The 25682-nt window shown below is 38.5% G+C and carries 22 protein-coding genes; 15 read left to right on the forward strand and 7 right to left on the reverse strand.

What is annotated here, in order from left to right; translation table 11 throughout:
• Positions 1-43: 43 nt before the first annotated feature.
• The 3 genes from ACJVDH_RS04250 to ACJVDH_RS04260 form a co-directional block, all read right to left on the reverse strand.
• Positions 44-1321 (reverse strand): adenylosuccinate synthase, encoded by a 1278-nt coding sequence (locus ACJVDH_RS04250; RefSeq protein WP_443946330.1) that lies wholly within the window; start codon positions 1319-1321, stop codon positions 44-46.
• Between the two features lie 34 nt (positions 1322-1355).
• Complete coding sequence (locus ACJVDH_RS04255; protein ID WP_443946331.1) at positions 1356-1847, reverse strand: Fur family transcriptional regulator; 492 nt, start codon at positions 1845-1847, stop codon at positions 1356-1358.
• A gap of 180 nt (positions 1848-2027) precedes the next feature.
• A complete protein-coding gene (locus ACJVDH_RS04260) occupies positions 2028-4232 on the reverse strand; it encodes a RelA/SpoT family protein (RefSeq protein WP_443946332.1) in 2205 nt (734 codons plus the stop codon).
• Between the two features lie 109 nt (positions 4233-4341).
• On the opposite strand from ACJVDH_RS04260, the gene ACJVDH_RS04265 reads away from it, so the two are divergent.
• The 4 genes from ACJVDH_RS04265 (at position 4342) to ACJVDH_RS04280 (ending at position 7805) form a co-directional block, all read left to right on the forward strand.
• Positions 4342-4956, forward strand: coding sequence for a DUF4294 domain-containing protein (locus tag ACJVDH_RS04265; protein WP_443946333.1), 615 nt, complete (start codon positions 4342-4344; stop codon positions 4954-4956).
• Positions 4957-4958: 2 nt separating this feature from the next.
• Positions 4959-5471, forward strand: a complete 513-nt coding sequence (locus ACJVDH_RS04270) for a glutathione peroxidase (RefSeq protein WP_443946334.1) — start codon at positions 4959-4961, stop codon at positions 5469-5471.
• Between the two features lie 6 nt (positions 5472-5477).
• Positions 5478-6194 carry a bacillithiol biosynthesis deacetylase BshB1 gene (gene bshB1 / locus ACJVDH_RS04275; protein WP_443946335.1) on the forward strand — a complete coding sequence of 239 codons (717 nt, stop codon included), beginning with the start codon at positions 5478-5480 and terminating at the stop codon, positions 6192-6194.
• A gap of 249 nt (positions 6195-6443) precedes the next feature.
• Positions 6444-7805, forward strand: coding sequence for an acyl-CoA dehydrogenase family protein (locus ACJVDH_RS04280; protein WP_443946336.1), 1362 nt, complete (start codon positions 6444-6446; stop codon positions 7803-7805).
• Positions 7806-7957: 152 nt separating this feature from the next.
• Here ACJVDH_RS04280 and ACJVDH_RS04285 read toward each other — a convergent pair whose 3' ends face one another.
• Positions 7958-8368, reverse strand: coding sequence for a hypothetical protein (locus ACJVDH_RS04285; protein WP_443946337.1), 411 nt, complete (start codon positions 8366-8368; stop codon positions 7958-7960).
• A 2-nt stretch (positions 8369-8370) separates the two neighbouring features.
• Positions 8371-9702, reverse strand: coding sequence for an L-lysine 6-transaminase (gene lat / locus ACJVDH_RS04290; RefSeq protein ID WP_443946338.1), 1332 nt, complete (start codon positions 9700-9702; stop codon positions 8371-8373).
• A 1359-nt stretch (positions 9703-11061) separates the two neighbouring features.
• On the opposite strand from lat, the gene ACJVDH_RS04295 reads away from it, so the two are divergent.
• Genes ACJVDH_RS04295 through ACJVDH_RS04315 form a run of 5 tightly spaced genes read left to right on the forward strand, consistent with a single transcriptional unit; the run spans position 11062 to position 17115 of the window.
• On the forward strand, positions 11062-12447 hold the full coding sequence (locus tag ACJVDH_RS04295; protein ID WP_443946339.1) for a mercuric reductase: 1386 nt from the start codon (positions 11062-11064) through the stop codon (positions 12445-12447).
• Between the two features lie 3 nt (positions 12448-12450).
• Positions 12451-13416: an ABC transporter ATP-binding protein gene (locus ACJVDH_RS04300; protein WP_443946340.1), complete on the forward strand. Its 966-nt coding sequence runs from the start codon at positions 12451-12453 to the stop codon at positions 13414-13416.
• Positions 13409-14980 (forward strand): ABC transporter permease/substrate-binding protein, encoded by a 1572-nt coding sequence (locus ACJVDH_RS04305; protein WP_443946341.1) that lies wholly within the window; start codon positions 13409-13411, stop codon positions 14978-14980. Before ACJVDH_RS04300 ends, ACJVDH_RS04305 begins: the two co-directional genes overlap by 8 nt.
• Complete coding sequence (gene egtB, locus ACJVDH_RS04310) at positions 14980-16131, forward strand: ergothioneine biosynthesis protein EgtB (protein ID WP_443946342.1); 1152 nt, start codon at positions 14980-14982, stop codon at positions 16129-16131. The genes ACJVDH_RS04305 and egtB overlap by 1 nt, the downstream gene beginning before the upstream one ends.
• Before the next feature lie 9 nt (positions 16132-16140).
• On the forward strand, positions 16141-17115 hold the full coding sequence (locus ACJVDH_RS04315) for an L-histidine N(alpha)-methyltransferase (RefSeq protein ID WP_443946343.1): 975 nt from the start codon (positions 16141-16143) through the stop codon (positions 17113-17115).
• 1 nt (position 17116) lies between these two features.
• Here the strand turns inward: ACJVDH_RS04315 and ACJVDH_RS04320 are convergent, their stop codons facing one another.
• Positions 17117-18196: an aminotransferase class V-fold PLP-dependent enzyme gene (locus ACJVDH_RS04320; protein WP_443946344.1), complete on the reverse strand. Its 1080-nt coding sequence runs from the start codon at positions 18194-18196 to the stop codon at positions 17117-17119.
• Positions 18197-18292: 96 nt separating this feature from the next.
• On the opposite strand from ACJVDH_RS04320, the gene ACJVDH_RS04325 reads away from it, so the two are divergent.
• The 5 genes from ACJVDH_RS04325 (at position 18293) to ACJVDH_RS04345 (ending at position 23255) form a co-directional block, all read left to right on the forward strand.
• Positions 18293-18769 carry a DinB family protein gene (locus tag ACJVDH_RS04325; RefSeq protein ID WP_443946345.1) on the forward strand — a complete coding sequence of 159 codons (477 nt, stop codon included), beginning with the start codon at positions 18293-18295 and terminating at the stop codon, positions 18767-18769.
• Positions 18770-18793: 24 nt separating this feature from the next.
• Positions 18794-19177, forward strand: coding sequence for a VOC family protein (locus tag ACJVDH_RS04330; RefSeq protein ID WP_443946346.1), 384 nt, complete (start codon positions 18794-18796; stop codon positions 19175-19177).
• A 165-nt stretch (positions 19178-19342) separates the two neighbouring features.
• Positions 19343-20821, forward strand: coding sequence for a xylulokinase (locus tag ACJVDH_RS04335; RefSeq protein ID WP_443946347.1), 1479 nt, complete (start codon positions 19343-19345; stop codon positions 20819-20821).
• A 4-nt stretch (positions 20822-20825) separates the two neighbouring features.
• A complete protein-coding gene (gene xylA, locus ACJVDH_RS04340) occupies positions 20826-22157 on the forward strand; it encodes a xylose isomerase (RefSeq protein WP_443946348.1) in 1332 nt (443 codons plus the stop codon).
• 75 nt (positions 22158-22232) lie between these two features.
• The gene (locus tag ACJVDH_RS04345; protein ID WP_443946349.1) at positions 22233-23255 is read left to right on the forward strand and encodes a LacI family DNA-binding transcriptional regulator; all 1023 of its coding nucleotides are present in this window, start codon (positions 22233-22235) and stop codon (positions 23253-23255) included.
• A gap of 85 nt (positions 23256-23340) precedes the next feature.
• Here ACJVDH_RS04345 and ACJVDH_RS04350 read toward each other — a convergent pair whose 3' ends face one another.
• Positions 23341-24192, reverse strand: a complete 852-nt coding sequence (locus ACJVDH_RS04350) for a hypothetical protein (protein ID WP_443946350.1) — start codon at positions 24190-24192, stop codon at positions 23341-23343.
• Between the two features lie 469 nt (positions 24193-24661).
• On the opposite strand from ACJVDH_RS04350, the gene ACJVDH_RS04355 reads away from it, so the two are divergent.
• Positions 24662-25651 (forward strand): EndoS/ChiA family endoglycosidase, encoded by a 990-nt coding sequence (locus ACJVDH_RS04355; RefSeq protein ID WP_443946351.1) that lies wholly within the window; start codon positions 24662-24664, stop codon positions 25649-25651.
• Positions 25652-25682: the final 31 nt, after the last annotated feature.

The following is a 25682-nucleotide window of genomic DNA, read 5'->3' on the forward strand; positions in this document are numbered from 1 at the left end:
TGGATTGCTTTTTCACTTGATTATGCATGTAAACACACTTAAATTAATTCAATTCTAGAGTTTGTGCACGATCTGGTCCTACAGAGAGGAAACGGATTGGAACTTCCAATTCTTGCTCCAGATACTCGATATATTCTTGCAGTTTTGCCGGAATCTGATCTACACCAGTAATTTTTGTTACATCTGTATTCCAACCTTCAAACGATTTTAAAACCGGTTTTGGCTGGATTGAAATAATGTCGTAAGGCATATAATCGATAGTTTCTCCATCATATTCGTAATGCGTACAAACGTTTATGGTGTCAAATGCATCAAGAACATCTGCTTTCATCATAATTAATTCTGTAACACCATTTAACATAATGGCATATTTCAATGCTGGAAGATCAATCCATCCGGTACGACGGGCACGGCCAGTTGTTGCACCAAATTCGTGTCCAACTTTACGTAAAGTTTCACCAGTTTCATCGTCTAGTTCTGTTGGGAAAGGTCCGCCACCAACACGTGTGCAATAAGCTTTGAAAATACCATAAACTGCACCAACTTTATTTGGGGCAATGCCTAAACCTGTGCAGGCGCCGGCAGTTGTCGTATTGCTTGAAGTCACAAAAGGATAAGATCCAAAATCTACATCTAACAATGTACCTTGCGCACCTTCTGCCAGTACTTTTTTGCCTTCTTTTAAATATCCGTTTACGAAATGCTCGCTATCTACGTGTGGGATGGTTTTAATAAATTCAATGGCTTCAAAAAATGCAGCTTCCTTTTCAGAAAGATCATATTCAAACTCGTAATGAGAAAGAATTTCAGTGTGTTTTTCTACCAATTTAGCGTAACGTTCCTTAAAATCCGGAAGTGTAGTGTCGCCAACACGTAAGCCATTACGGCCAGTTTTGTCCATATAAGTTGGTCCGATACCTTTTAAAGTAGAACCAATTTTATTTTTACCCATTCTGGCCTCATTTGCAGCATCAAGCAATTGATGTGTAGGCAAAATAAGGTGTGCTTTGCGGGCAATAACGAGTTTGCCGGCAGCAATTGGATCGTGCCCGGCATTTTTAAGATTGTCTAGCTCTCGTTTTAAAATAATGGGATCTATTACTACACCATTACCGATAAGGTTCATGGTTTTTTCATTAAAAATTCCCGATGGAATAGTATTTAATACAAATTTTTTGCCGTCAAATTCTAAAGTGTGACCAGCATTCGGGCCACCTTGAAAACGGGCAATAAGGTCATATTTTGGACTCAGAACATCAACGATTTTTCCCTTTCCTTCATCGCCCCATTGCAGGCCGAGAAGTACATCTACTTGCGTCATTATTAAAAAATTGGCTGGTTTTATTGTTATAGATTTAATTTGCTTCTAGCTTTTGTGCTGCACTTTCGTGTACTTTACGGGCAACGCTGCAATCTGAGCAGAAACCGTAAAGGTTTAAAGAATGGTGTTTGATATCGAATTTCAGTAAATCGCCAACCATTGTTTGGATTTGGTGAATGCGCGGATCGCAAAATTCTACCACTTTACCACACTCTATACAGATCACGTGATCGTGTTGGCGGTAACCGTAAGACTTTTCAAATTGCGCCATATTTTTTCCAAACTGGTGTTTGGTAACCAAATCGCAAGATACCAGTAGCTCTAACGTATTGTATACGGTTGCTCTACTTACACGATATTTTTGGTTTTTCATATGGATATATAAGGTTTCCACATCAAAGTGATCATTCCTTGAATATATTTCTTCCAAAATTGCGAAACGCTCCGGTGTTTTTCTGAGGTTTTTATTTTCTAAATAAGCTTCAAAAATCTTGCGGACGAGCTCATTTGTTTTTTGTTCTGACATAGCTTTTAAACTCCTTTCAAAGGTATGTAAATTGTTTGATTCTTATACTGTTCAATTGTTTAAATGTTGTAATAAGTCGGAAAGTCTGAAGTTGGAAGTCAGAACTACGATGCTTAATCGCTTACGTATTAAGCTTGAAATCCTGAGGTCCGACTTCGGATTATGGAGTTTCCGACTACTTTATGCATCAAAACGGGTAACACCGGTTACGCCCCGAACTTTTAGTAAATTGTTGACCAGATTTTCTAAGTGTTCCGTGTCATTTACAAATATCATGATAGAACCTTCAAAAATTCCTTCGTTTGTATCTACAGTGATTGACCGCATATTCACTTTAAAATCATTAGAAATTACCTTTGTAAGGTTGTTTATCAATCCAACATCGTCAATACCTACTATGCGGAGACCGGTTAAGAAAGTCAGTTCTTTTTGTTTGTTCCATTTTGCCTTCACTACGCGATAACCATAATTGGCCATTAATTGCGTGGCGTTAGGACAATTTGTACGGTGAATTTTTATGCCGTCGCTAACTGTGATAAAACCGAAAACATCATCGCCAGGAATTGGATTACAGCATGCGGCCAGCGTGTAATCAATTTTCTGCATATCTTCTCCAATCAGCAAAATATCCGATTCGGAACCTTTAATTTTGCTTTTGATTCCGTCTACAGAATTATCCGGACGTTCGAGAACTCTGTTTTCTACTTCTTTCTCTGCAGATAAATATTCTTTAATATCCTTTAGCTCAATTTTGCCAAGTGCAACGTTGATGAAGAGTTCTTGTGTAGAAGGCAGCTTGAAATAGTAGCTAATTTTGTTCAGATTATCGGTGTTGTATGTAATTTTTAGCGATTTAAGCTTACGCTCTAAAATCTCTTTGCCAGTTTCGGCTATTTTTCTCTTTTCTTCTTTTAAAGACGATTTAATTTTTGATTTGGCTTTCGCCGTAACGACAATATTTAACCAATCTTCTTTAGGCGTTTGTTTGTTAGAGGTGATGATTTCTACCTGATCGCCGTTTTGAAGTTTGTATGAAATTGGTACCAGTTTGTGGTTTACTTTCGCACCAATACAGGTGGCCCCAACATCTGTATGAATTTCGAAAGCAAAATCTAAAGCAGTAGCGCCCAAAGGCAATTGTATAAGCGCACCTTTTGGTGTGAAAATGAAAATCTCATCAGAGAAAAGGTTCATTTTAAAATCGTCCAGAAAATCCAATGCGTTGGCTTCCGGATTGTTCAGCATATCGCGCACTTTGTGTATCCATTGATCCAGACCATTATCGTTGCTCGATTCTTTGTATTTCCAATGCGCAGCGAAACCTTTTTCTGCAATTTCATTCATCCTTTGCGTACGGATTTGTACTTCTACCCATTGTCCGCGCGGGCCCATCACGGTGGTATGTAAACTCTCATAGCCGTTACCTTTTGGTGATGAAACCCAATCCCGTAAACGATCGGGATTTGGTCGGTATAAATCCGTTACAATAGAGTAAGCTTTCCAACAATCTGCTTTTTCATTTTCAGGAGGACTGTCCAGAATAATCCGGATGGCAAAAAGATCGTACACCTCTTCAAAAGGAATATTTTTCTTTTTCATTTTGTTCCAGATGGAATGGATGGATTTTGGCCGGCCATACACATCAGCAACCAAACCTTGCTCATGAACAATTTCGTCTATAGGTTCTACAAATTTTTTGATAAACAAATTCCGCTCTGCCTTTTTCTCATTTAGTTTTTTTGCAATAAATTTATAGGTATCGGGTTCCAGATATTTCATAGAAAGATCTTCCAATTCTGATTTTATTGCATATAAACCCAATCTATGAGCCAGCGGAGCGTAAAGATAAATCGTTTCTGAGGCGATTTTCAATTGTTTGTGGCGCGGCATAAAATCCATCGTCCGCATATTGTGTAAACGATCGGCCAGTTTAATCAAAATTACCCTAACATCATCTGCCAGGGTAAGTAGCATTTTTCTGAAATTTTCTGCCTGAAGTGAACTGTTGGTGTCAAAAACACCAGAAATTTTAGTTAATCCATCAATAATTTTGGCAGTTTTTTTGCCAAATTCGCGTTCTATATCTTCTAAAGTAATGTCAGTATCTTCTACAACATCATGAAGCAATGCACACACAATTGAGGTTGTGCCCAAACCAATTTCTTCTGCAGCAATTTGTGCAACGGCAATGGGATGGTATATATACGGTTCGCCGGACTTGCGGCGCATATCTTTATGGCTTTCCAAAGCCATGTCAAATGCTTTACGAATTTCTTTTTTATCGCCTTTCTGCAAGGTCGATTTGCTGGCCCGCAATAAAGCCCGGTATCGTTTCAGTATTTCCTGCTTTTCCGCCTCTAAATCAATCACTAACTCTGTTTTCATTTGTTTTTTTTGCGTAAAAAATTGCGTGTTTTGTCGTAATTAAACCTATATTAGATTTGTTGAATGACTAATATATGAATTAACACCTAACTTTGTAAATTATAAATTTATGAAAATTAAAGGGCTCTTTTTTCTGTGTATTGTAATGATTTTTGCAGTAAAAGCAAAATCACAGGAAGTTGTTGGCCCTGTTTTTCCTAAACTGGGAAAGGCGGATACCATTCGAGTTGCTTCAACAAATGATCACGGTGAAATGATTCCTTGGATGCAGCTGAGCGATGTTACCATTAATGCACCACACTTATTCAAATCGCCTGCAGAAAGAGCAGCATTTAACCGTTTGCGCTATAATGTTTTAAAAGTTATGCCTTATGCTTTATTTGCCAAACGTAGATATGAAAAATTGGAGCAGGATTTAGCATTGACACCAGAAAAGAAACAACAAAAAGCATTGGTTAAAGAATGTGATCGCGAAATTAAAGACATGTTTAACCGCGAAATTAAAGAACTGACCATTACACAAGGTCAAATATTAACAAAATTGATTGACCGCGAGGTTGGACGTACCACATATGATATCGTTAAACAAACTAAAGGGGGTTTCACAGCCTTCTCTTTACAGATTGTTGCACGTGTTGTAGGCCATAATTTAAAAAGTACTTACGATCCGAATCAGGATAGGGACATAGAATCCATTATCCGTACTTCGGGATATTACCAATAAAAATGCAGGAAACGATTCCTAACATCTATCCGTTTAAAGTAAAAAAAGTAAATGGAGAGGAGCAGCCTTTGTCGGCATACAGAAATAAAGTTTTATTAATTGTTAATACAGCTTCAGAATGTGGTTTTACACCGCAACTGAAAGAATTGCAGCAATTGAAAGAGGAAATTAACCATCCGGATTTCGAAATTTTGGGTTTTCCAAGTAACGACTTTGGAAAACAGGAACCGCTGGAAGGTTCTGATATTCAGCAGTTCTGCGAAATCAATTACGGCGTAGAATTTCCGGTTTTTGGAAAAATTATGGTCCGCGGTGCACATACGCATCCATTATATCAGTTTTTGAGCGAGAAAAAGCAAAATGGAAAACTCAATTCCAAACCCAAATGGAATTTTCACAAATATCTGCTCAACAGAAAAGGCGAACTTCAGGATTTCTTTTATCCTTTTACCAAACCTCTAAATTCCAGAATCAAAAAAAACATTCAGCGTTTGCTGAATGAACATGCACAATAAACACAAATGAAATTAGATATTTTAGTGATCGCGGTTCATCCCGACGATGCTGAGCTTTGTTGTTCAGGAACAATTTTGAAACATATTGCTCAAGGTAAAAGGGTTGGAATTGTAGATCTCACGCGTGGCGAACTGGGTACGAGAGGTACAGCGGAAACCCGCGATGTTGAAGCCGCAGATGCCGCGACAATTTTAGGTTTGTCTGCCCGTGAAAACTTAGGCATGAGAGATGGCTTTTTCCAAAATGACGAACAACATCGCCTCGCAGTGATTAAGGCTATTCGTAAATATCAACCAGAAATTATTCTAAGTAACGCGCTTTATGATCGACATCCAGATCATGGTAGGGCAGGCGATCTGGTAAATGATTCTGTTTTTTTATCTGGTTTACCCAAAATTGTAACGGAAGTAAATGGAGAAATTCAGCAAGCCCATCGTCCGCGATTGCTGTTGCAGTTTATTCAGGATTCTTACATTAAGCCAGATATAATTGTAGACATTACAGATCACATGGAAACTAAAATTGCATCCATAAAAGCGTATAGAACTCAGTTCTATAATCCAGATGTAGAAGGGCAGCAAACCTATATCTCTTCGCCAGAATTTTTTGAATCTGTGATTGGGAGATCGCGCGAATTTGGTAAAAGCATCGGTGCAAAATATGGTGAAGGTTTTACCTCACGGAAATTGCTGGGTGTAGACAGTTTATTTGATCTTCGTTAATTCAGCTTGTAGCCTGAATATTTTGAATACAATCTTCGTATTGTAAACAGTAAATGCATGTTAGGCGTTTTAGATGGCGAAATTATATCAATCGTCTAAGACGCCTGAGTGTTTTCGTTTTGTTTTCTCCGTTTTTATTATCGAAGCAAATTTAATCCAGGTGTTTTGAGTACTCAGAATCGGTTAATTGCCTGAATACGTAAAACGAACAAAAACACGCCTGATTTGTTACTCTCCAAACGAATAATAATGGCGAGTATATTTTCTTCTCTTAAAAATGCATACAACTTATTTAAACATGTAGATTTTGATAAGTTAGAAGCCCTGTCTAAAAAGGTTGATCTTCCTAAGATGGTTGAAACCATTTCTAATCTGGATGAAAAGCAAATCAACGGAATGATGAAAATGATGGGCGGATCAGGTAAAAAGAAAGAGCTTCCTCCGATAGAAGGGGATTTTTATCATCTTGGTGATGAGGCGTTAAGTGAAGAAGATCGTGATCTTCAGCTTAAAGTACGTGCTTTCTTAGAAAAAGAGGTGAAGCCAATCGTCAATCACTATTGGAACCGGGCAGAATTTCCCTTCGAGATTATTCCTAAACTTGCTGAATTGAACATCTGCGGATTAACCTATAAAGGTTATGGTTGTCCGGGTAAATCAAATTTGATGGAAGGGATTTTAGCTATGGAAATGGCGAGAATAGATACATCTTTGTCTACCTTTTTTGGTGTTCAAAGCGGTTTGGCCATGGGGTCTATTTACATTTGCGGATCTGAAGAACAGAAACAACAATGGCTGCCTTTAATGCAACAATTTAAAATTATTGGTGCTTTTGGCTTAACAGAACCTGAAGTAGGATCTGCTGCTGCCGGGGGATTAACAACTACCTGTAAAAAGATAGGCGATAAGTGGATATTGAACGGACAGAAAAAGTGGATTGGAAATGCCACTTTCGCAGATATTCTCGTGATTTGGGCACGCGATGAAGACAGTAACGAAGTGAAAGGATTTATCGTTAAAAAAGACAATCCGGGTTTTGCTGTAGAGAAAATGGAAGATAAAATGGCGCTCAGAATTGTTCAAAATGGTTTGATTACCTTAACGAACTGTGAAATTGAAGAATCAGACCGATTGCAAAATGCTAATTCATTTAAAGATACTGCCAAGGTATTGCAAATGACAAGAGCTGGTGTTGCCTGGCAAGCGGTTGGCTGCGCGCGTGGCGCTTATGAAAATGCATTGGATTATACGCGTACACGCAAACAATTCGGCAAACCAATTGCTTCTTTCCAATTGATTCAAAATCATTTGGTAGAGATGTTATCCAATTTAACCGCAATGCAAACGCTTTGTTATCGTTTATCGCAATTACAGGATCAGGGCTTATTGAAAGACGAACACGCATCTTTAGCTAAGGTATTTTGCTCTTTACGCACGCGCGATGTGGTGAGCAAAGCAAGAGAAGTAATGGGTGGAAACGGTATATTATTGGAATACAATGTAGCGCGTTTTGTTGCAGACGCAGAAGCCATTTATTCTTATGAGGGTACTAAAGAAATCAATACACTAATAGTTGGAAGGGCGATTACCGGATTTTCAGCATTTGTTTAATTAATTATTGATTCATTCGTAAATTGGTTCATTTGTCATTAGTTCATTTGCTCTTCACTAATGACAAAAGAACATTTTTTCACCAGTTTTGAAATAATGAACCAATTCCCTAATGAACTAATGAACAATTCTGGAAGTCTAGAGAAAATGAACTAACGGCTTGCGAAGACTTTTTTATTAAAGGCAACCTGACTCATCGCACTTTTTTCATACAAGGCAATGCAGGATGAATTGAAGCTCGGATCGAAATTTACATCACCGGGCTGTAAATTGGTAGGTACGCTTTTTCCTTCCATAAAGAAATAGACTTTTGTATTTCCATATTTTGTATGCGGCATTAAATTGCCATAAGCTTCAATTTCCGGCCAAACAGAATCTTTAACGGTTACTATATAAATTCTTTGTACCGGGCCAGTATTATTGGCATTGCGGTATTTTGCTACCTCTTTAAAACCAGCTTTCATATCGCTTACAGACGTTTGATTGAAAGAACTTCTGATCATAAAAAATACTAGCACTAAAACTGCCACAAGACCAATATAGAAGACAGGTTTTTTATTCATGCCTACAATAAAGGCAATATTTTTTCCATAACCGTCAATCCCTCGTCAATATGTTTTTGTTCTATACAAAGCGCTGGGCGGAAACGTATTGTGTGGGCGCCACAGCCTAAAAACATTACGTTTTCTGATAAGCCTTTGTCTATAAATGCATTGCGCATCTGCGTTGTAGGGAAATCAAACGAACAGAGAAGTCCTCTTCCGCGTACATTGGTCATTTGATCAAACCGCAAACTCAGTTGGTGCAGATTGTCTTGCAGGTATTGGCCAACCTGTGCGGCATTTTGGCAAAGGGCATCTTCTTCAATAATCTGCAGAATCTGTGTTGCACGAACCATATCCACTAAATTTCCTCCCCAGGTAGAGTTGATTCTGCTGGGAACTTTAAATACATTTTTTTCAATTTGATTCACTTTATCACCAACCAGAATGCCACAAACTTGCATTTTCTTTCCAAAAGCCAAAATATCTGGGCGAGCTTTTTCACTAAAATGCTGATGACACCAAAATTTTCCGGTTAAGCCAACTCCCGTTTGTACTTCATCATAAATTAAAAAAGCATCATTCTCATCTGCAATAGATTTCAGCTGGATTAAAAACTCTTCCCTTAAATGATTGTCGCCACCTTCAGATTGTATCGGCTCAATAATTATGGCGCAAATATCATCTTTATGCTCAGCAAAAGCCTGTTTAACCTGCGCGATAGAAATTTCTTCTGTAGAGATTGCTTCACTCAGATTTTCTCCTTCCAACGGAAATTTTATCCTCGGAACGCTTACTCTCGGCCAATCAAATTTTGCAAACCATTTTGTTTTGTCTGGCGAAGTATTGGTTAAACTAAGCGTATAACCCGAACGACCGTGAAAGGCTTTTTCAAAATGCAATACTTTAAAACCTTTTTCTTCTGTATATCCTTTTTCAAAGTTTTTCTGCACTTTCCAATCCATCGCTACTTTCAATGCATTTTCTATTGCGAGGGTTCCACCAGCAATAAAGAATGCATGTTGCATATAATCTGGCATACCAAAATTTGCAAAGTTATCTACAAACTGAGCATATTGTTGGGTATATACATCAGAGTTTGATGGATTTGCCATTGCCGCCAAGAGTAGGTTTTTTTTAAATCCTTCATCGTTGATCATTTTCGGATGATTGTAGCCCAATGGAACCGACGCGAAACAGGTAAAGAAATCAAGCAAAGTACGGTTGTATTTAGAATCGTAAATATATGCACCGTTACTTTTTTCGATATCATAGGTGAGGTCGAATCCATCAGCCAAAACATGTTTACTTAAAGAGGCCTTAACTTGATTTGCGGGTATGTTTAATTGATACATAAACTCGGATTTGGTATAAATCAAATTTAATAAAATTGCCCTAATTTTAAAATTTAAGCGGTTTTTGTACTGATCAAGGGTAAAATATAGGTTTAAACTGTTTAAAGCTATATTTCACTTTTTTTACTGTATTTAGGCTTTAATGAATCTCTTTGTTTTCTGGATAATATTTTAATCGAGCGTAATAACTTGTCTTGTAATGGTATATTCTGAGTGTTTTGCATTCCCGAAAATTCAGATGTTGTCCCTAAGCATTTTGTCTGTCTTATGGTTATAGTAAAACGCAGTTTTTTTGTGTAAACAATTCTATACTGTACAATATATTTGTGGGTTTGAGAACACAAATATTTGAGGTCCCAAATGGACGCGCACCGGCAATTGGTGGAATGGTTATATCCAGCTAAAAAGGGTATTCAGAACATAGCTCCGCTTATTTTAAAATGGAATTGGTAGTGGCAAAGCGCAAATTCTGTTCAGATTTGATCCAATATCACAATTTATAAAAGCTTTATCAAACTCGATTTTCTAATCTGGTTGCGCATATTGAAAATATGATTTTGTTAAAAATTGTAGAAATGTAATCTTATGTAAATCAACCCGGTACATCGATGTTGAGGTTGAATCTAAAATATTCTTTTTTATTCCAATGATTACGGATAACCGATATTTTCTAAGACAGGAAAAATCAATTTTGCTTAACAATTCTCCGCTTTTTTTAGTTTTAGGACAGTTACCTATCTACTTTTCTTTGTCAATAGCGCTTTATGCCCAAATTAGTCCTTTTGAGGCAAAAAACAGTTGGTTTTGACTTTTATCAAGACCAAAAAAATGTACCCATATACATAAGCGACAAAAAAAGATAATTTTGCACTGTTCTAAAATATTAGAGTCTATTTCTATAAGTATAAGTAGGTTTTGGTTGCGGTGCGTAGCCTGAAACGACTGAGGGTAAACATGAATTTGTTTGCCCTTTTTTTGTATCTTGTAAAAAAAAATATTATGTTATTATTTGCTGCACCTCTGTATTTTGTTGCTTTTGTTGGATGGTTACTATATTCTGCACTGATTAAGAAAAACCTAAAAAGCAATATGCAAATGGTTTATTTCGGCTCAGCTTTTAGTGTAATTTGGTTGGTTATTTTGGCTATATCAATATTGTAATTCCTTTGATACATCTTGTTTTGGAGTTTGGTATACTTGCTTAATGCAGTTATTTTTTAGCAATTCTGAGTTTGGCTGTTGTAGACAGATGCTGAATATTTCAAAACATTGATTGCAAATTCTGGTTATTTCTGTATCAATTAAAAAGCCATTTTACAGGCTTTTGATTGGCAATCATTCACCAGAAAAAACAAAACAATGAAACATTATGATGCGGTAATTATTGGAGCAGGCCAGGCTGGCGTTCCTTTGGCAAAAAAACTTGCCGAGTCCGGGAAAAAAACCGCTATTATAGAAAAACGTCAGATTGGAGGCACTTGCATTAATGATGGTTGTACGCCCACCAAAACCATGATTGCTGCTGCGCGCAAAGCATATCAAGCCGCAAATTCTGCAGATTTGGGCATAGAAGTAGACCAGATTCGGATCAATTTCAAAAAAATAAAAAAACGTAAAGATGATATCGTAGAAAAATTTAGAGCCTCGGCAGAAAAGGGTTTGAAAGAAACCAAAGGTTTGCACGTTTATATGGGAACGGCCAGCTTCAGCGGGAAAAAGGAACTGTTGGTTGTGGATGAAGAGGGGGCAGAAACCCAACTGAGTGCAGATCTGATTTTCATCAATACAGGAGCAGAAACAATAATTCCTGAAATAGAAGGTATCGAAAAAATCAACTATTTAACATCTACCAGCATTCTGGAACTTAACGAAGTACCTAAACATTTGCTAGTTGTTGGCGGCAATTACATCGGATTGGAATTTGGTCAAATGTTTAGCCGCTTTGGAAGTCAGGTTAGTATTCTCGAAAAATCATCGCGCATTGTTGCGAAAGAAGATGAAGATGTTTCCGCATCTTTAACCGATATTCTAAAAGAAGAAAAAATAGAAATCCTGACGGGTGTAGAGATCAAAAGTGTAAAGCAATCAGGTGATCATAAACTGAGTCTGGAATACACCTCGAAAGAGAAAACAACTGAGATACAAGCCAGTCATATTCTGCTTGCCGTTGGCCGAAAACCGCAAACAGCGCATTTGGGATTGCAGAACTGCGGCGTTAAGACCGATGATCACGGACATGTTTTGGTAAATGACCGGTTGGAAACAAATGTAAAAGGCATTTATGCATTGGGCGATGTTAAAGGTGGCCCAGCTTTTACCCATATTGCTTACAACGACTATACTATTGTATACAGAAATTTGATAGAAGGTAAAAATTATTCTATTCATGATCGGCCGGTTCCATATTGTATGTTTACCGATCCGCAATTGGGCAGAATTGGTCTGTCTGAAACCGAAGCTAAAGCGCAGAAAATAAAATATAAAGTAGCTGTTTTACCGATGGAAAATGTAGCCAGAGGTATTGAAACAGGCGAAACAAAAGGCTTAATGAAGGCGATTGTAGATCCCGAAAGCAAAAAAATACTGGGCGCTGCGGTTCTTGCTGCCGAAGGCGGAGAGGTGATGTCAGTTTTACAAATGGCAATGGAAGGTGGTATCACTTACGATCGGATTCGGTATTGCGTTTTTGCTCATCCTACATTTTCCGAATCGCTGAACAATTTGTTCATGTCAATCGAAGATTAATTTATGATTCAACTTGAAGAAGTTTCTAAACATTTTGGACAAATTAAAGCAGTAAACAACGTTTCGTTTACGGTTGGCCGTGGCGAAACACTTGCTTTACTTGGCACCAGCGGATGCGGTAAAACCACAACCTTAAAAATGATTAACAAACTTATCGAAGCAGATAAAGGGGAAATTTATATCGATGGGGAAAATACCAATACCCGAAATGTATACGAATTGCGCAAAGCGATTGGTTACGTAATGCAGGGCGTGGGTTTGTTTCCTCATTACAACATTGCAGAAAATATTGCCGCGGTAGCGAAGCTTTACAAATGGGAGAAAACGAAAATTGCCAACAGAACCCACGAGTTGATGCACAAGTTACGCCTTCCAGAAAATTACCTTACACTTTATCCAAACCAATTAAGCGGCGGGCAACAACAACGCGTTGGATTGGCCAGAGCGTTGATGGTGAATCCGCCAATACTTTTAATGGATGAACCCTTTGGCGCACTCGATAATGTTACGCGCGCTAATATTCATGCAGAATTTAAAGCTTTGGAGGAATTGAGACAGAAAACCATTGTAATGGTTACGCATGATGTTCAGGAAGCTTTTGAACTTGCCGATAGGATTTGCTTAATGGATAAAGGCCAGGTTGTACAAATTGGTACGCCAAAAGAGCTGCTGTACCAACCAGAAAATGATTTTGCGCGGCAGTTTTTAGACAATCAGCGTTTATCGCTTGAATTTAAAATTATCCGCCTTGCGGATATCTGGCCGTTTTTAGAAGTGCCGGCACATCATAATTATACTGAAATAAGCTTAGGGGGCGAAGACAGTGTTTGGGATGTATTGGAGCAATTGAGAGCATCTCAAAACCCCGAACTTACCGCAGTTGATGCTTTTGGTGCAAAACGAATGATCTCATTTTCTACCATTGCAAATGCCTTTAACACTTATCAAACCCAGATGAAAGATGAATGAGAGCAGCCAATCTTTGTGGGCTTTTATGGAAAGCCAGTCTGATAAGCTGATCAATCAAACTTTACAGCATATCGGGCTTACTTTTATTTCGCTGCTTTTTGCTGTGGCCATTGGTTTGCCTTTAGGTATTTTAATTGCCCGCCGTAAAAAACTGGCTGGCGTTGTACTTGGTTTTGCTGGTGTATTACAAACCATTCCGAGTATTGCATTACTAGGCTTTATGATTCCGGTGTTGGGCATTGGCGCTAAACCCGCAATAGTTGCATTACTAATTTATGCGTTGTTGCCCATTATCCGCAATACGTTTACGGGTATAACCGGGATAGATCCAACCATTATTGAAGCTGCAAAAGCATTGGGAATGAACCGTTGGCAGGTATTGTTAAAGGTTGAAATACCCATTGCTATGCCGGTTTTATTGGCCGGTATAAGAACAGCAACAGTAATTAATGTAGGCGTTGCAACACTGGCATCTTACATTGCTGCGGGTGGTTTAGGCGAATTTATTTTCGGTGGCATTTCACTCAATAATACCAATATGATTTTGGCCGGTGCAATTCCGGCGGCATTGTTGGCCGTAATTCTCGATGCGCTTTTGGGTTTTATTCAGAAAATGGATTTCAAAAAGCTTAGAAAAATACTATTTGCGTTACCTGTTACATTATTGGTGTTTGGTGGGTTTTATCTCATTCCTGCAGCTTACCATTCTGGTCTTACTGCCGGTTTTACACCAGAATTTATGGGTAGACAAGATGGAGATTTGGGATTAAAATCCGTTTACGGATTAAAAATTAAAACCATCGTAATCAGCGATGCCGTGATGTATAAAGCAGCATACTTAAAAAAGCTAGACGTAATCAGCGGGTATTCTACAGATGGCCGCTTAAAAGCTTTCGATCTTACAATTTTAAAAGATGATAAAGGTATTTTTCCTCCGTATTATGCTGCACCAATTGTTCGCGAAGCAAGTCTTAAAAGATTCCCGAAGCTGGAAGGTATTCTGAATCAGCTGGCCGGAAAAATTACCGATTCAATAATGACAGATTTGAATTATCGTACAGATTATCTTCACCAAAATCCAGAGCGTGTTGCCATGGAATTTCTAAAAAATACAGGATTGTACAAAGCCAGTAAAAATGGTAAAGGCGCAATTGTACGCATTGGTTCAAAGATTTTTGGCGAACAATACATCCTTGCAGAAATATATAAAATGTTGATTTTGGGCAACTCAGATTATCAGGTATCTACAAAAACCGGGCTCGGCGGCACCAAAATTTGTTTTGATGCTTTAGTGAACGATCAGATTGATTTTTATCCTGAATATACGGGAACCGGCTTATTGGTGTTGCTAAAACCCAATCCGAAATTATCCGCTACTTTAGCGCACGATAAAAATAAAACGTACAGGTATGTATCTCAGGAATTTCGCAATAAGTTCAAAATCAAATGGTTGTTGCCAATCGGTTTTAATAATGCATATGCATTAATGATGCGCCGAAAACAATCAAAAGAACTAAATGTTAATACCATCACAGAACTTAAGAACCATCTAGATCAGAACTGATGAATCTCGCACAACAATACAAAACAATAAGAAAACATTCTGAAGAAATTTGCGCTCCTTTACAAACCGAAGACTATGTTGTGCAGCCGGTCGTAGATGTAAGTCCGCCGAAATGGCATTTAGGGCACACCACCTGGTTTTTTGAAACTTTTATTTTGCAACCTTACGCATTTGAATATCAGGTGTACAACGCAGATTACAGTTACGTTTTCAACAGCTATTATGAAGCGGTAGGCAATCGCGTAATCCGCACAGATCGGGGCAATTTAAGCCGTCCCAGTGTAAATGAAATTTACCAATACCGTGCGTATGTTGATGCAGCAATGCTCGCATTTCTGGAAGAAGAACCGGTTGATGATGTGCGCGAACTTTTAGTTCTTGGTTTCAATCACGAACAACAACATCAGGAATTGTTGTTAACTGATATAAAATATATTCTCGGCAATAATCCACTTTTTCCTGCATACGATGCATCATTTGCGGAAAATAAAAAAACTGAAGACCAGGAAAAAACAATGATTGCGGTTGATGAGGGCATTTATGAAATTGGTTATAACGGCAAAGATTTTTGTTTCGATAATGAATTAAACAGGCATAAAGTTTATCTACATGCATTTTCAATTTCCGCTTCTTTGGTAAGCAATGCAGAATTCGTCGCGTTTATTGAAGATGGCGGTTACCGCGATTTTAGCCTTTGGCATTCTGAAGGTTGGAGTTGGGTAAATGAAAATCAGATTGCTGCGCCTATGTATTGGTATAAAATTGATAATCAATGGTACCAATACACTTTTGCCGGTTTGCAGCCTGTGGCGCCAGAGCAAGCGCTTACGCACATCAGCTATTACGAAGCGTATGCATTTGCCTCGTGGAAAGGCATGCGTTTGCCTACAGAGTTTGAGTGGGAGGTTTCGGCAGAACGCTTTAATTGGGGTGAACGATGGGAGTGGACGGAAAGTGCTTATTTACCTTATCCGGGTTTTAACAAAGCGCCCGGTGCCATTGGCGAGTACAACGGAAAATTTATGGTCAACCAAAAAGTACTGCGCGGTGCTTCTGTTGCAACGTCCGCAGGACACAGCCGCAAAACATACAGAAATTTTTTCCATCCACAACTTAGATGGCAATATACAGGCATACGCCTCGCTAAATAACAAAACAAGATGAGCACCTTAATTACAGAAACGCCGGCAGATAACAAAACAAAATTTCTGGAAGATACCTTGCAGGGGTTGCGCGCTACGCCAAAAACAATGCAGTCTAAGTATTTTTATGACGAAAAAGGCGATCAGATTTTTCAGCAGATTATGGATATGGAAGAATATTACCTAACCAACTGCGAAATGGAAATTATGCAAAATCAAGCCGGTCATATTGCAGAAGTTATTGCAGCCAATGGCGATGCATTTGATCTGATTGAGCTTGGCGCGGGCGACGCAACAAAATCTGTTCATTTGCTAAAAGCACTGCTAGAAAAAAAAGTTCAATTTACGTATTTACCGATCGATATTTCTGCACATGTTATTTCAGATTTAGAAGTTACTTTGCCAAAACAACTGCCAGAACTGGATATTTTTGGCCTGAACGGCGATTACTTTGATATGCTGGAACAAGCCAACCTGCGATCTAACCGCCGTAAAGTAGTGTTGTTTATGGGCGCAAATATTGGAAATATGACTGTGGCAGAAGCCGAAGTCTTTTGCGAACAGTTGCGGGCTGCTTTATCTGTTAACGATACGCTTATTGTAGGTTTCGATCTGAAGAAAAATCCACAACAAATTTTGAATGCATACAACGATCAGAGAGGAATTACTCGTGCATTTAACCTCAATTTGTTGCAGCGCATGAACCGCGAACTGGAAGCCAATTTTGAACTGGAACATTTTGAACATTACGCGACTTACGATCCGGCTTCTGGTGCTTGCAAAAGTTACCTCATCAGTTTAAAACAGCAGACCGTAATAATTTCTGGCGAAGTGTTGCATTTTGCTGCGAATGAATATATATTCATGGAAATATCGCAAAAGTATGATCTGTCAGATATTGATGCGCTGGCCCAAAAATCGGGCTTTAAGCCAGCACGGCATTTTTTTGATCGCCGCAATTATTTCGTAGATGCCATTTGGGAGGTGCAATAAATTAGCACTTCCCGTCCAAAACATCAATCAATTTCTGTACGTCTGTATCTGTATTGTAGAAATGGAAAGAAAAACGTCTAAATTCTCCTCTCGGAGTATCTAAAATTTTGGCGCGTTGGATTTTTTCCACCATTTCCTGATTTAGCCTAATGCCCATGATCGCAGAATGTGCATCGCGCTTCAATACATAATCCGCAATATATCCTCTATCATTAAGCGCAATTCTCGCCGTTTTGGAAATCTCTTGCGTATGTGCTTCAATTTTATCCAGTCCAATCGCATTTAGGTAATTCAAACTTTGGTTTAAAGTACCATAATTTAAGGTATCCATGTGTCCGGGTTCAAAGCAAAGCGATAAAAATTCGCGACCAGCTAAAAATGGTGCAGAAGGCAAAGCATTATTTTTCTGGTTAGTATAAAGGTAATTTCTAATGCTGTCTGATATAAAAACATAGCCGTTTCCGTAACCACCAAGCAACCATTTATAGCTGCTGCCAACCAATGCATCTAAACCACTTTTTTCAAAATCAAAAGGGCAAGTACCAATAAGCTGTGTACCATCTGCAATGAGCAGTAATTCTGGGAAACTGGTTTTCAGTTGTTGAATAAAAGCCGGGCTAATCCGTATTCCACTGATGTATTGAACCATGCTGAAAGCAAAAATAGTCGGTTTGTATGTTTCAATGGCCGAAATGATATTGGTTTCCAATTGTTCATCAATATCAATCTCCTTAAAATTCAATCCCATACTGGTAATAGGAAAACTAAGTGACGGATAATCTTCTTTAAGAATTAAAAAACGATGGTTTTCTTCAAGTCCGTTAAGTAAGGCATTAAACCCAAAAGAAAAGTTGGGCACAAGAAACGTGTTTTGAATTTTTACATTAAATAATGACGAAATATTGATTCTTGTTTGTTGAATTTGCTGAGCGCAATCTAAACGGAAGATACTGGCTTGATTTAGAAATTCTGCATCATGTGCAGTTCTCCATTTCGCTATCGTATTGGATAACAGTCCGGAACTTGCGGTATTGAGGTAGGTATATTCTTTTAAAATTGGAAATTCATCAGTGTATTTCATGCCCAAAAGTAATAGAAATATCGATAAAGCTGCATCAGGGTTAGCAAACTTAACAGCAATTGAAGTGTTTAATCTAAAACGATTTAAAATCAAGCTATGAAAACATCCGCAGAATTATTGATTGCCGAATTAAAGAAATTACTAAATGGTGGCGGTGCGCACGTAGGTTTTAATGAGGCCGTAAGAGGTTTAACATTGGAACAGGTTGGGCAACAGGTTCACAATTTGCCATACAGCATCTGGCAATTGGCAGAACACATTCGTATTGCACAGTGGGATATGCTTGAGTTTAGTAAAGACGGAAATCACCAGTCGCCAGAATGGCCGGAAGGATATTGGCCAAAAGAGCTTGCCCCAGAAAATCAGGAAACCTGGGAAAAAACCTTAAAAGTGATTGATCAGGATCGAGCAGCATTTATTCATCTCTTGGAAACTTCTGATCTTTATGCAGAAATTCCGCATGGCAGCGGACAAACTATTTTGCGCGAAGCCCTGCAAATTGCCGATCACAATGCATACCATATTGCCGAAATTGTAGTTGCACGCAGGCTTTTGGGCATTTGGAAATCATAAATTCATTCTTAAATCAAAAACGTTATGTTAAACGAATCAAAAGTATTCAGCTCGTATTCTGTTGATGATATTCGGCAGGCTAAAGATTTTTATGGCCGTATATTGGGTTTAAATGTGCAAGATGATCCGATGGGTATTTTGCAAATTCATTTCGCCAATGGCGTAATTTTGATGATTTATCCAAAACCAGACCACATCGCGGCTACCTTTACAGTTTTCAACTTTCATGTAGAAAACATTGAAAACACGGTAAACGAATTGATTACTAAAGGAATTAAGTTTGAGCAATACAATAGCGAGTATATCAAAACTGATGAGAAAGGCATATCTCGCGGCGATCAAGGCCCAAATATCGCGTGGTTTAAAGATCCTGCAGGTAATATTTTGTCGGTTTTAGAAAGTAAATAATCCTAAAAAATTACGTTTGGCCATCAGAAAATTTCTGATGCTGGCTTTGCTATTATTTACTTTCTGTTTTTTTATCAAAAAAAATGAAAAGAAATTTGGCCTTTTTGAATTAAGAACTATATTTATGCAACCGTTTGCATAACCAAATATTTTTTACTTCATTTTATGTATTTATTAGGAATAGATGTTGGTACATCCTCCATTAAAGTTGCAGTTGTAGATGTCAGTACGCAAAAAAGTGTGGCTACAGCACATTATCCCGATCGGGAAGCGGAAATAAAATCATTGAAAAGTGGTTGGGCAGAACAATCGCCAGAAGATTGGTGGCACTCGGCACAACAAGCCATTTTAAAATTAAATGCATCTGGTAAGTTTGATCCCAAAGATATTTGTGCAATTGGAATTTCGTATCAAATGCATGGATTGGTTGTGGTAGATCAAAATCAGCATCCACTGCGCGATAGCATTATCTGGTGTGATAGCCGTGCGGTGAATATTGGACAGCAGGCATTTGAACAAATTGGAGCGCAGAAATGTCTGTCGCATTTACTCAATTCTCCGGGCAATTTCACTGCATCTAAACTGGCTTGGGTAAAACAGAATGAGCCAGACGTGTACCGAAAAATTGATAAAATAATGCTTCCTGGCGATTTTATTGCAATGAAACTGAGCGGATCTGTCACCACGAGTATTTCAGCACTTTCTGAAGGTATTTTCTGGGATTTCAAAAGCAATACAATTTCTGAAGATGTAATGAATTATTATGGATTGGATACCGCGCACATTCCCGAAATCAGACCTTTGTTTTCTGTTCACGGAGAACTGAAGTCAACGGTTGCCAATGCTTTAGGTTTAAATCCTGGTATTCCAATCGCATATAAATCTGGCGATCAGCCCAATAACGCACTTTCTTTAAATGTGTTAAAACCAGGTGAAGTGGCAGCAACCGCCGGAACATCTGGCGTAATTTACGGTGTGGGCAATACGCTGCTATGCGATCCGCAATCGCGCGTAAATACCTTTGCACACGTCAACTATACAGAAAAAAATCCATATACCGGCGTACTCTTGTGCATAAACGGAACCGGCAGCATGTACAGATGGGCCAAAAATAACTTTGCGCCAAATTTGTCTTATCAAGAAATTAATCAACTTTCTGCAAAAACAGTTTATGGCAGTAAAGGATTAAAAGTGCTGCCTTTTGGGAATGGCGCAGAACGCATGTTAAACAACCGGTTTACCGGTGCGCAATTGCTCGGTATAGATTTGAATGTACATCATCAGCCAGAAATTTTTAGAGCCATACAAGAGGGAATTGCATTTTCTTTTCGCTACGGACTGGATATTATGCGCGAAAATGGAATTGAACCGAAAGTAATCCGGGCCGGAAAAGCCAATTTGTTTTTGAGTGATGTGTTTGCGCAGACTTTTGTTGATGTAACAGGTGTGCCAGTAGAATTGTATGACAACGATGGCAGTATTGGAGCAGCAATTGGTGCCGGCATTGGTTCTGGTATTTTTAAAAATGCCGAAGAGGCTTTCTCTAGCCACGAAAAACGCGCTGAACTGGAACCAAAAACCGGAACCGGCTATGAAGAAATATACCAGGATTGGAAAAAAATATTGTTAAATGAATTAAGCTAAAACCATGACAAAAGTAACCACAGGTACAACAGAATTTTTTAAAGGAATTGATCAAATCCAGTATGAAGGAATAAAAAGCGATAATCCGCTGGCTTTTCGCTGGTATGATGCAGAGAAAATTGTGGCCGGAAAAACCATGAAAGAACATTTTAAATTTGCCTGTGCGTACTGGCATTCTTTTAATGCAAATGGAAGCGACCCTTTTGGCGGCGCAACGCATGTTTTCCCTTGGGATGAAAAAAAAGATGCCGTAGAACGCGCAAAAGATAAAATGGATGCTGCATTTGAATTTATGAGCAAAATGCAGTTGCCTTACTATTGTTTTCATGATGTGGATGTGGTGGATTATACAGATGATATTCATGAAAATGAAAAAAGATTGGCAACACTGGTTGCATATGCCCAACAGAAGCAGGCTGAAAGTGGAATTAAATTGCTTTGGGGTACTGCCAATCTTTTTAGCCATAAACGGTATATGAATGGTGCGGCCACAAATCCAGATTTTCATGTATTGGCGCACGGTGCGGCACAAGTTAAAGCTGCGCTTGATGCAACAATTGCACTTGGTGGAGAAAATTATGTTTTCTGGGGTGGACGAGAAGGCTATATGAGTTTGCTCAATACAAACATGAAACGCGAACAAGAGCATTTGGCCAAGTTTCTGCACACTGCAAAAGATTACGCCCGCAAACAAGGCTTTAAAGGTACTTTTTTCATTGAACCAAAACCTTGCGAACCTACAAAACACCAGTATGATTATGATGCCGCAACAGTTAAAGGGTTTTTGCAACAATTTGACTTGTTAGATGATTTTAAACTTAACCTGGAAGTAAACCACGCCACTTTAGCCGGCCATACGTTTCAGCATGAACTGCAGGTGGCAGTAGATAACGGGTTACTGGGTTCTATTGATGCAAACAGAGGAGATTATCAAAACGGATGGGATACAGATCAGTTCCCGAATGATATTAATGAACTTACAGAAACCATGTTGATTATACTTGAAGGCGGCGGATTTAAAGGCGGAGGCGTAAATTTTGATGCCAAAATCAGAAGAAATTCTACAGATCCGGCAGATTTGTTTTATGCCCACATTGGTGGGATGGATATTTTTGCACGTGCCTTAATTACTGCCGATGCTATTCTGCAGCAGTCTGATTACAAAAAGATAAGAACGGATAGATATGCTTCTTTCGACACCGGAAAAGGTGCCGAATTTGAACAAGGGAAACTTAGTTTAGAAGATCTTCGCAATTACGCAGCGGAAAAAGGTGAGCCAGCTGTAATGAGCGGGAAACAGGAATATTTAGAAAATCTTATCAACAGGTATATTTAGTGAATTAAAAATCATCCGGCAGGATAAAAATCACCGGATGATTTTTATATTATTGCAGCTCATAACCGTCGCTTCTTGAAGAAAAAAACTACCATATATGATATTGCGCAAGAACTTAATGTTACTGTTTCTACAGTTTCCCGTGCGTTAAGTGGTTTTCCGGCCATAAGCGCGGCCACACGCAGCGCAGTTTTTGAAGCCGCAAAAAGATTAAATTATAGTCCGAATAAACTGGCGTCTGCGTTAAAATCTGGTAAAACATATACCATTGGTGTTATTGTTCCGTCGGTAGAGGCGCACTTCTTTGCATCCATTATTCACAGTATTGAAGAAACATTGAAAATTAACGGTTATCGGATAATTCTATATCAATCTAAAGAATTGTTAGAAAATGAAATTAATGGAGTAAAGACACTTATGGAGGCGCAAGTAGACGGAATTATGGCTTCTATGTCATTACAAACCGATGATGTTGCACATTTTCAGGAAGTGATTGATGCGCAAAAACCATTAATCTTGTTCGATCGTATTAACCAAACGTTACAAGCGCCAACCGTTACGTTGAACGATTACAGTGCTGGTTATCTGGCTGCAGAGCATTTAATAAATAGAGGTTACAAAAATATTGCCTTGTTAACCACCAAAAACCAGATCCGGGTTTTTGCCGAACGTTTACGCGGATTTAAAGACGCTTTGCTGAACAACCATTTAGTTTTAAATCAAGATTGTGTTGTTTTTGAAGGTCTTTCTATTGAAGATGGTATGCATCAAACTGAAAAACTTCTGAAAAATAATCCAGAAGTAGATGCCATTGTTGCCGCCGATGATTTTACAGCGCTTGGCGCCATTAAAAAATTACGCGAATTAAAAAAATTGCCGCCAGAAATTGCCGTGATTGGTTTCGCAAATGAAGCCTTCGCCGAGCACATTACACCAGATTTATCTACGATAAACCAATTTCCGGCCCAAATTGGCGAGGCCTGTGCCGAAATGTTTATGAATATGATTACAAGTGAAAAGCCATATGAACAGATTCGCCACATCGTCATTGAACCGCAGGTAATTGCCAGAGGTTCAACCAATGGAAAGCCTGGTTAATTTCCTTGTTTTGCAGCTTCTCCAAGCGTAACAAAGTGCTTTTCATTAAACTCAAATGTGGGATCAAAGAAATTTAATCTGGTTTTTAAATGGCTTTTAGTGCCCAGGTTTCTCTAACTTTCCCAGTACTTTGAATTTGTTTCATCCACTTTTTCAGCATTTCTGGATGCACATACTTTAAAGACGACAGCTGGTGCCAAACCGATGTTGCTTTGGTTACCAGTTTAAAACCTTGTTCAAGAAAGAACTGTTCAGCTGCTTCAAAACTGTCAAATTTATTTTCTTCAACGTGATGATTGGCCAGGAATTGGTTAAAACTGTCGGGAATCCGGCTTTCGTAAATCTCTTTCTTTATGTAAATGTCCGCTGTAATCCAATAGCCATTTCTTTGCTTCAATTCCTGATGAATAATTGCGCACAGCTCCTTTTTTTCTTCCAGATTTAAGTACATCAGTAAACCTTCGTTAATAATGCTCAAGCGTCCGGCGGGCATTAAACGCACCGCTTCAGCAAAAGCATTTTTATCCAATGCATTTAAAGCTTGTGTTTCAAGTATACCTTTAAGATGAAGATGTTCCTGTTGGATGAAGTTTTGGATTAAATGGCTTTTATCGGCAATTACGGGTGGAAGATCGGTGTCGAGGTAAAAAATATTCGGATTATTTATGGCCATGTTAAGTCCGCGGAAAGAGAAACCAGAGGATATTTCAAGAATATTCAGGCTTCCTGAAGCAAATAAAACACTATCGAGCGATAGATATCGGCTTTCAAAATGGATCAGACGTTTTAGAAACAACTCATCAAATGGCTCATTTTTCAGATCAATTTCGCCAAATATTATCCGGGCAGCATCTGCCATAAACGGAATATTGGTTAACGCTTTTGTTAATAAAAGAGCCTTCGCCGAAGGACTGATCGAACTAAAATCCCGATTCATGTTTGTTGTTAATCCATCAAAAGTAATATAAACTCAATAAAAGCAAAATACGGGATAAAATTTGTACATACTTTTTAATTTAATATTTTGAATATATAGCTTAATTCTGCTTAGTCGAATATTCCTAGCTTAACAATATCAAAAATTGGTTTATCGGTTTGATCAATAGGTATTGAATTGTACCCAGTTGCTAACTTCGGATTTGTTCATCCCAAAAACAAAGTCTAAGAAGTACAATTCTGCGCTTTGCAAATCATGATCGCTAATGGTGCGCAGCATCATTTATGCGCATGAGGCTTACATCCCCAAAAAATTATAAATGTTGGATATTAAATTCAGAAACTTATGCTTAAATAAATTTTTTGTTTGCTCAATTTCAATGCGCACAGTTAATAGGGGAAAATGATGTGTGTTTGGGCAAACGCCTGTTCAGGCTATAATCCCATCAACCAAAAATTTATCTACTCAAATGAAAAATATCAATACAAGAATACTTATCCTTCTATCGTGCATGTTTGTAATGGCCTGCGCACAACTTGGCTGCAAAAAGTCAGAAACTTCAGAAAGTTTGCCTTTAAACGGTGCAATAGCGGCAACGAATGCACAGTTAGTTGCATATAAAAATACACCACATCAACTTTCGGTAGGTTTTTACCGCACCTGGCGGGATAGAACGGTTTCTGGAAATGCAAACGACCCTATTATGTCTGAATTGCCTGATAGTTTGGATATTGCAATTGTATTTACGGCATATACGCCAGGTAATTCGCCGTACTGGACAGCCTTAAAAAATGAATATATTCCGGCATTACATGCCAAAGGGACCAAAGTAATTTATACCGGAAGTATAGGTTTGTTGGAAGGCGCAACCAGCGATTCTGCAGGTTATGCAGCAACGGCACAAGCCATTTTGGCCCGCGTAGCCGAATACAATTTCGATGGATTTGATATTGATATTGAACGGCAGGTTACAGGAACAGAATTGCAGGACTTGGCCGGCGTATATCACGAATTGTCAAAATACCTTGGGCCAAAATCTGGCACAAGTAAACTATTAACTTTTGATACCAACCAAAGTGGTACCAATAATCTGTTTAGGCAAATTAATACAGAGCTTAATTATGTATTTTTACAAGCTTACGGAAGAAATGTATCTTCGCTGCAAACCACCTGGGCAACATTTGCGCCTTACATCAGGGCTGATCAGTTCTTAATCGGCTTTTCTTTTTATGAAGAAAACGGCTACCCTAGCAATTATTGGAATGATGTGACTTATCCGCAAAACGGAACGGGAAGAGCGTATGATTATGCAAGATGGCAGCCCACAGGAAGTCGGAAAGGTGGCGTATTTAGTTATGCAATTGATCGCGATGCACCGCTTTCTTCATTCAATGACAATAACATTATTACACCAAATTTTCGGGTTACAAATGATTTGATTAAAGTTATGAATCCTTAATTATCCAATTTAAGGTATGCCGCAATGTTAT

This window comes from Pedobacter terrestris (assembly GCF_052343045.1).
GTDB lineage: Bacteria > Bacteroidota > Bacteroidia > Sphingobacteriales > Sphingobacteriaceae > Pedobacter.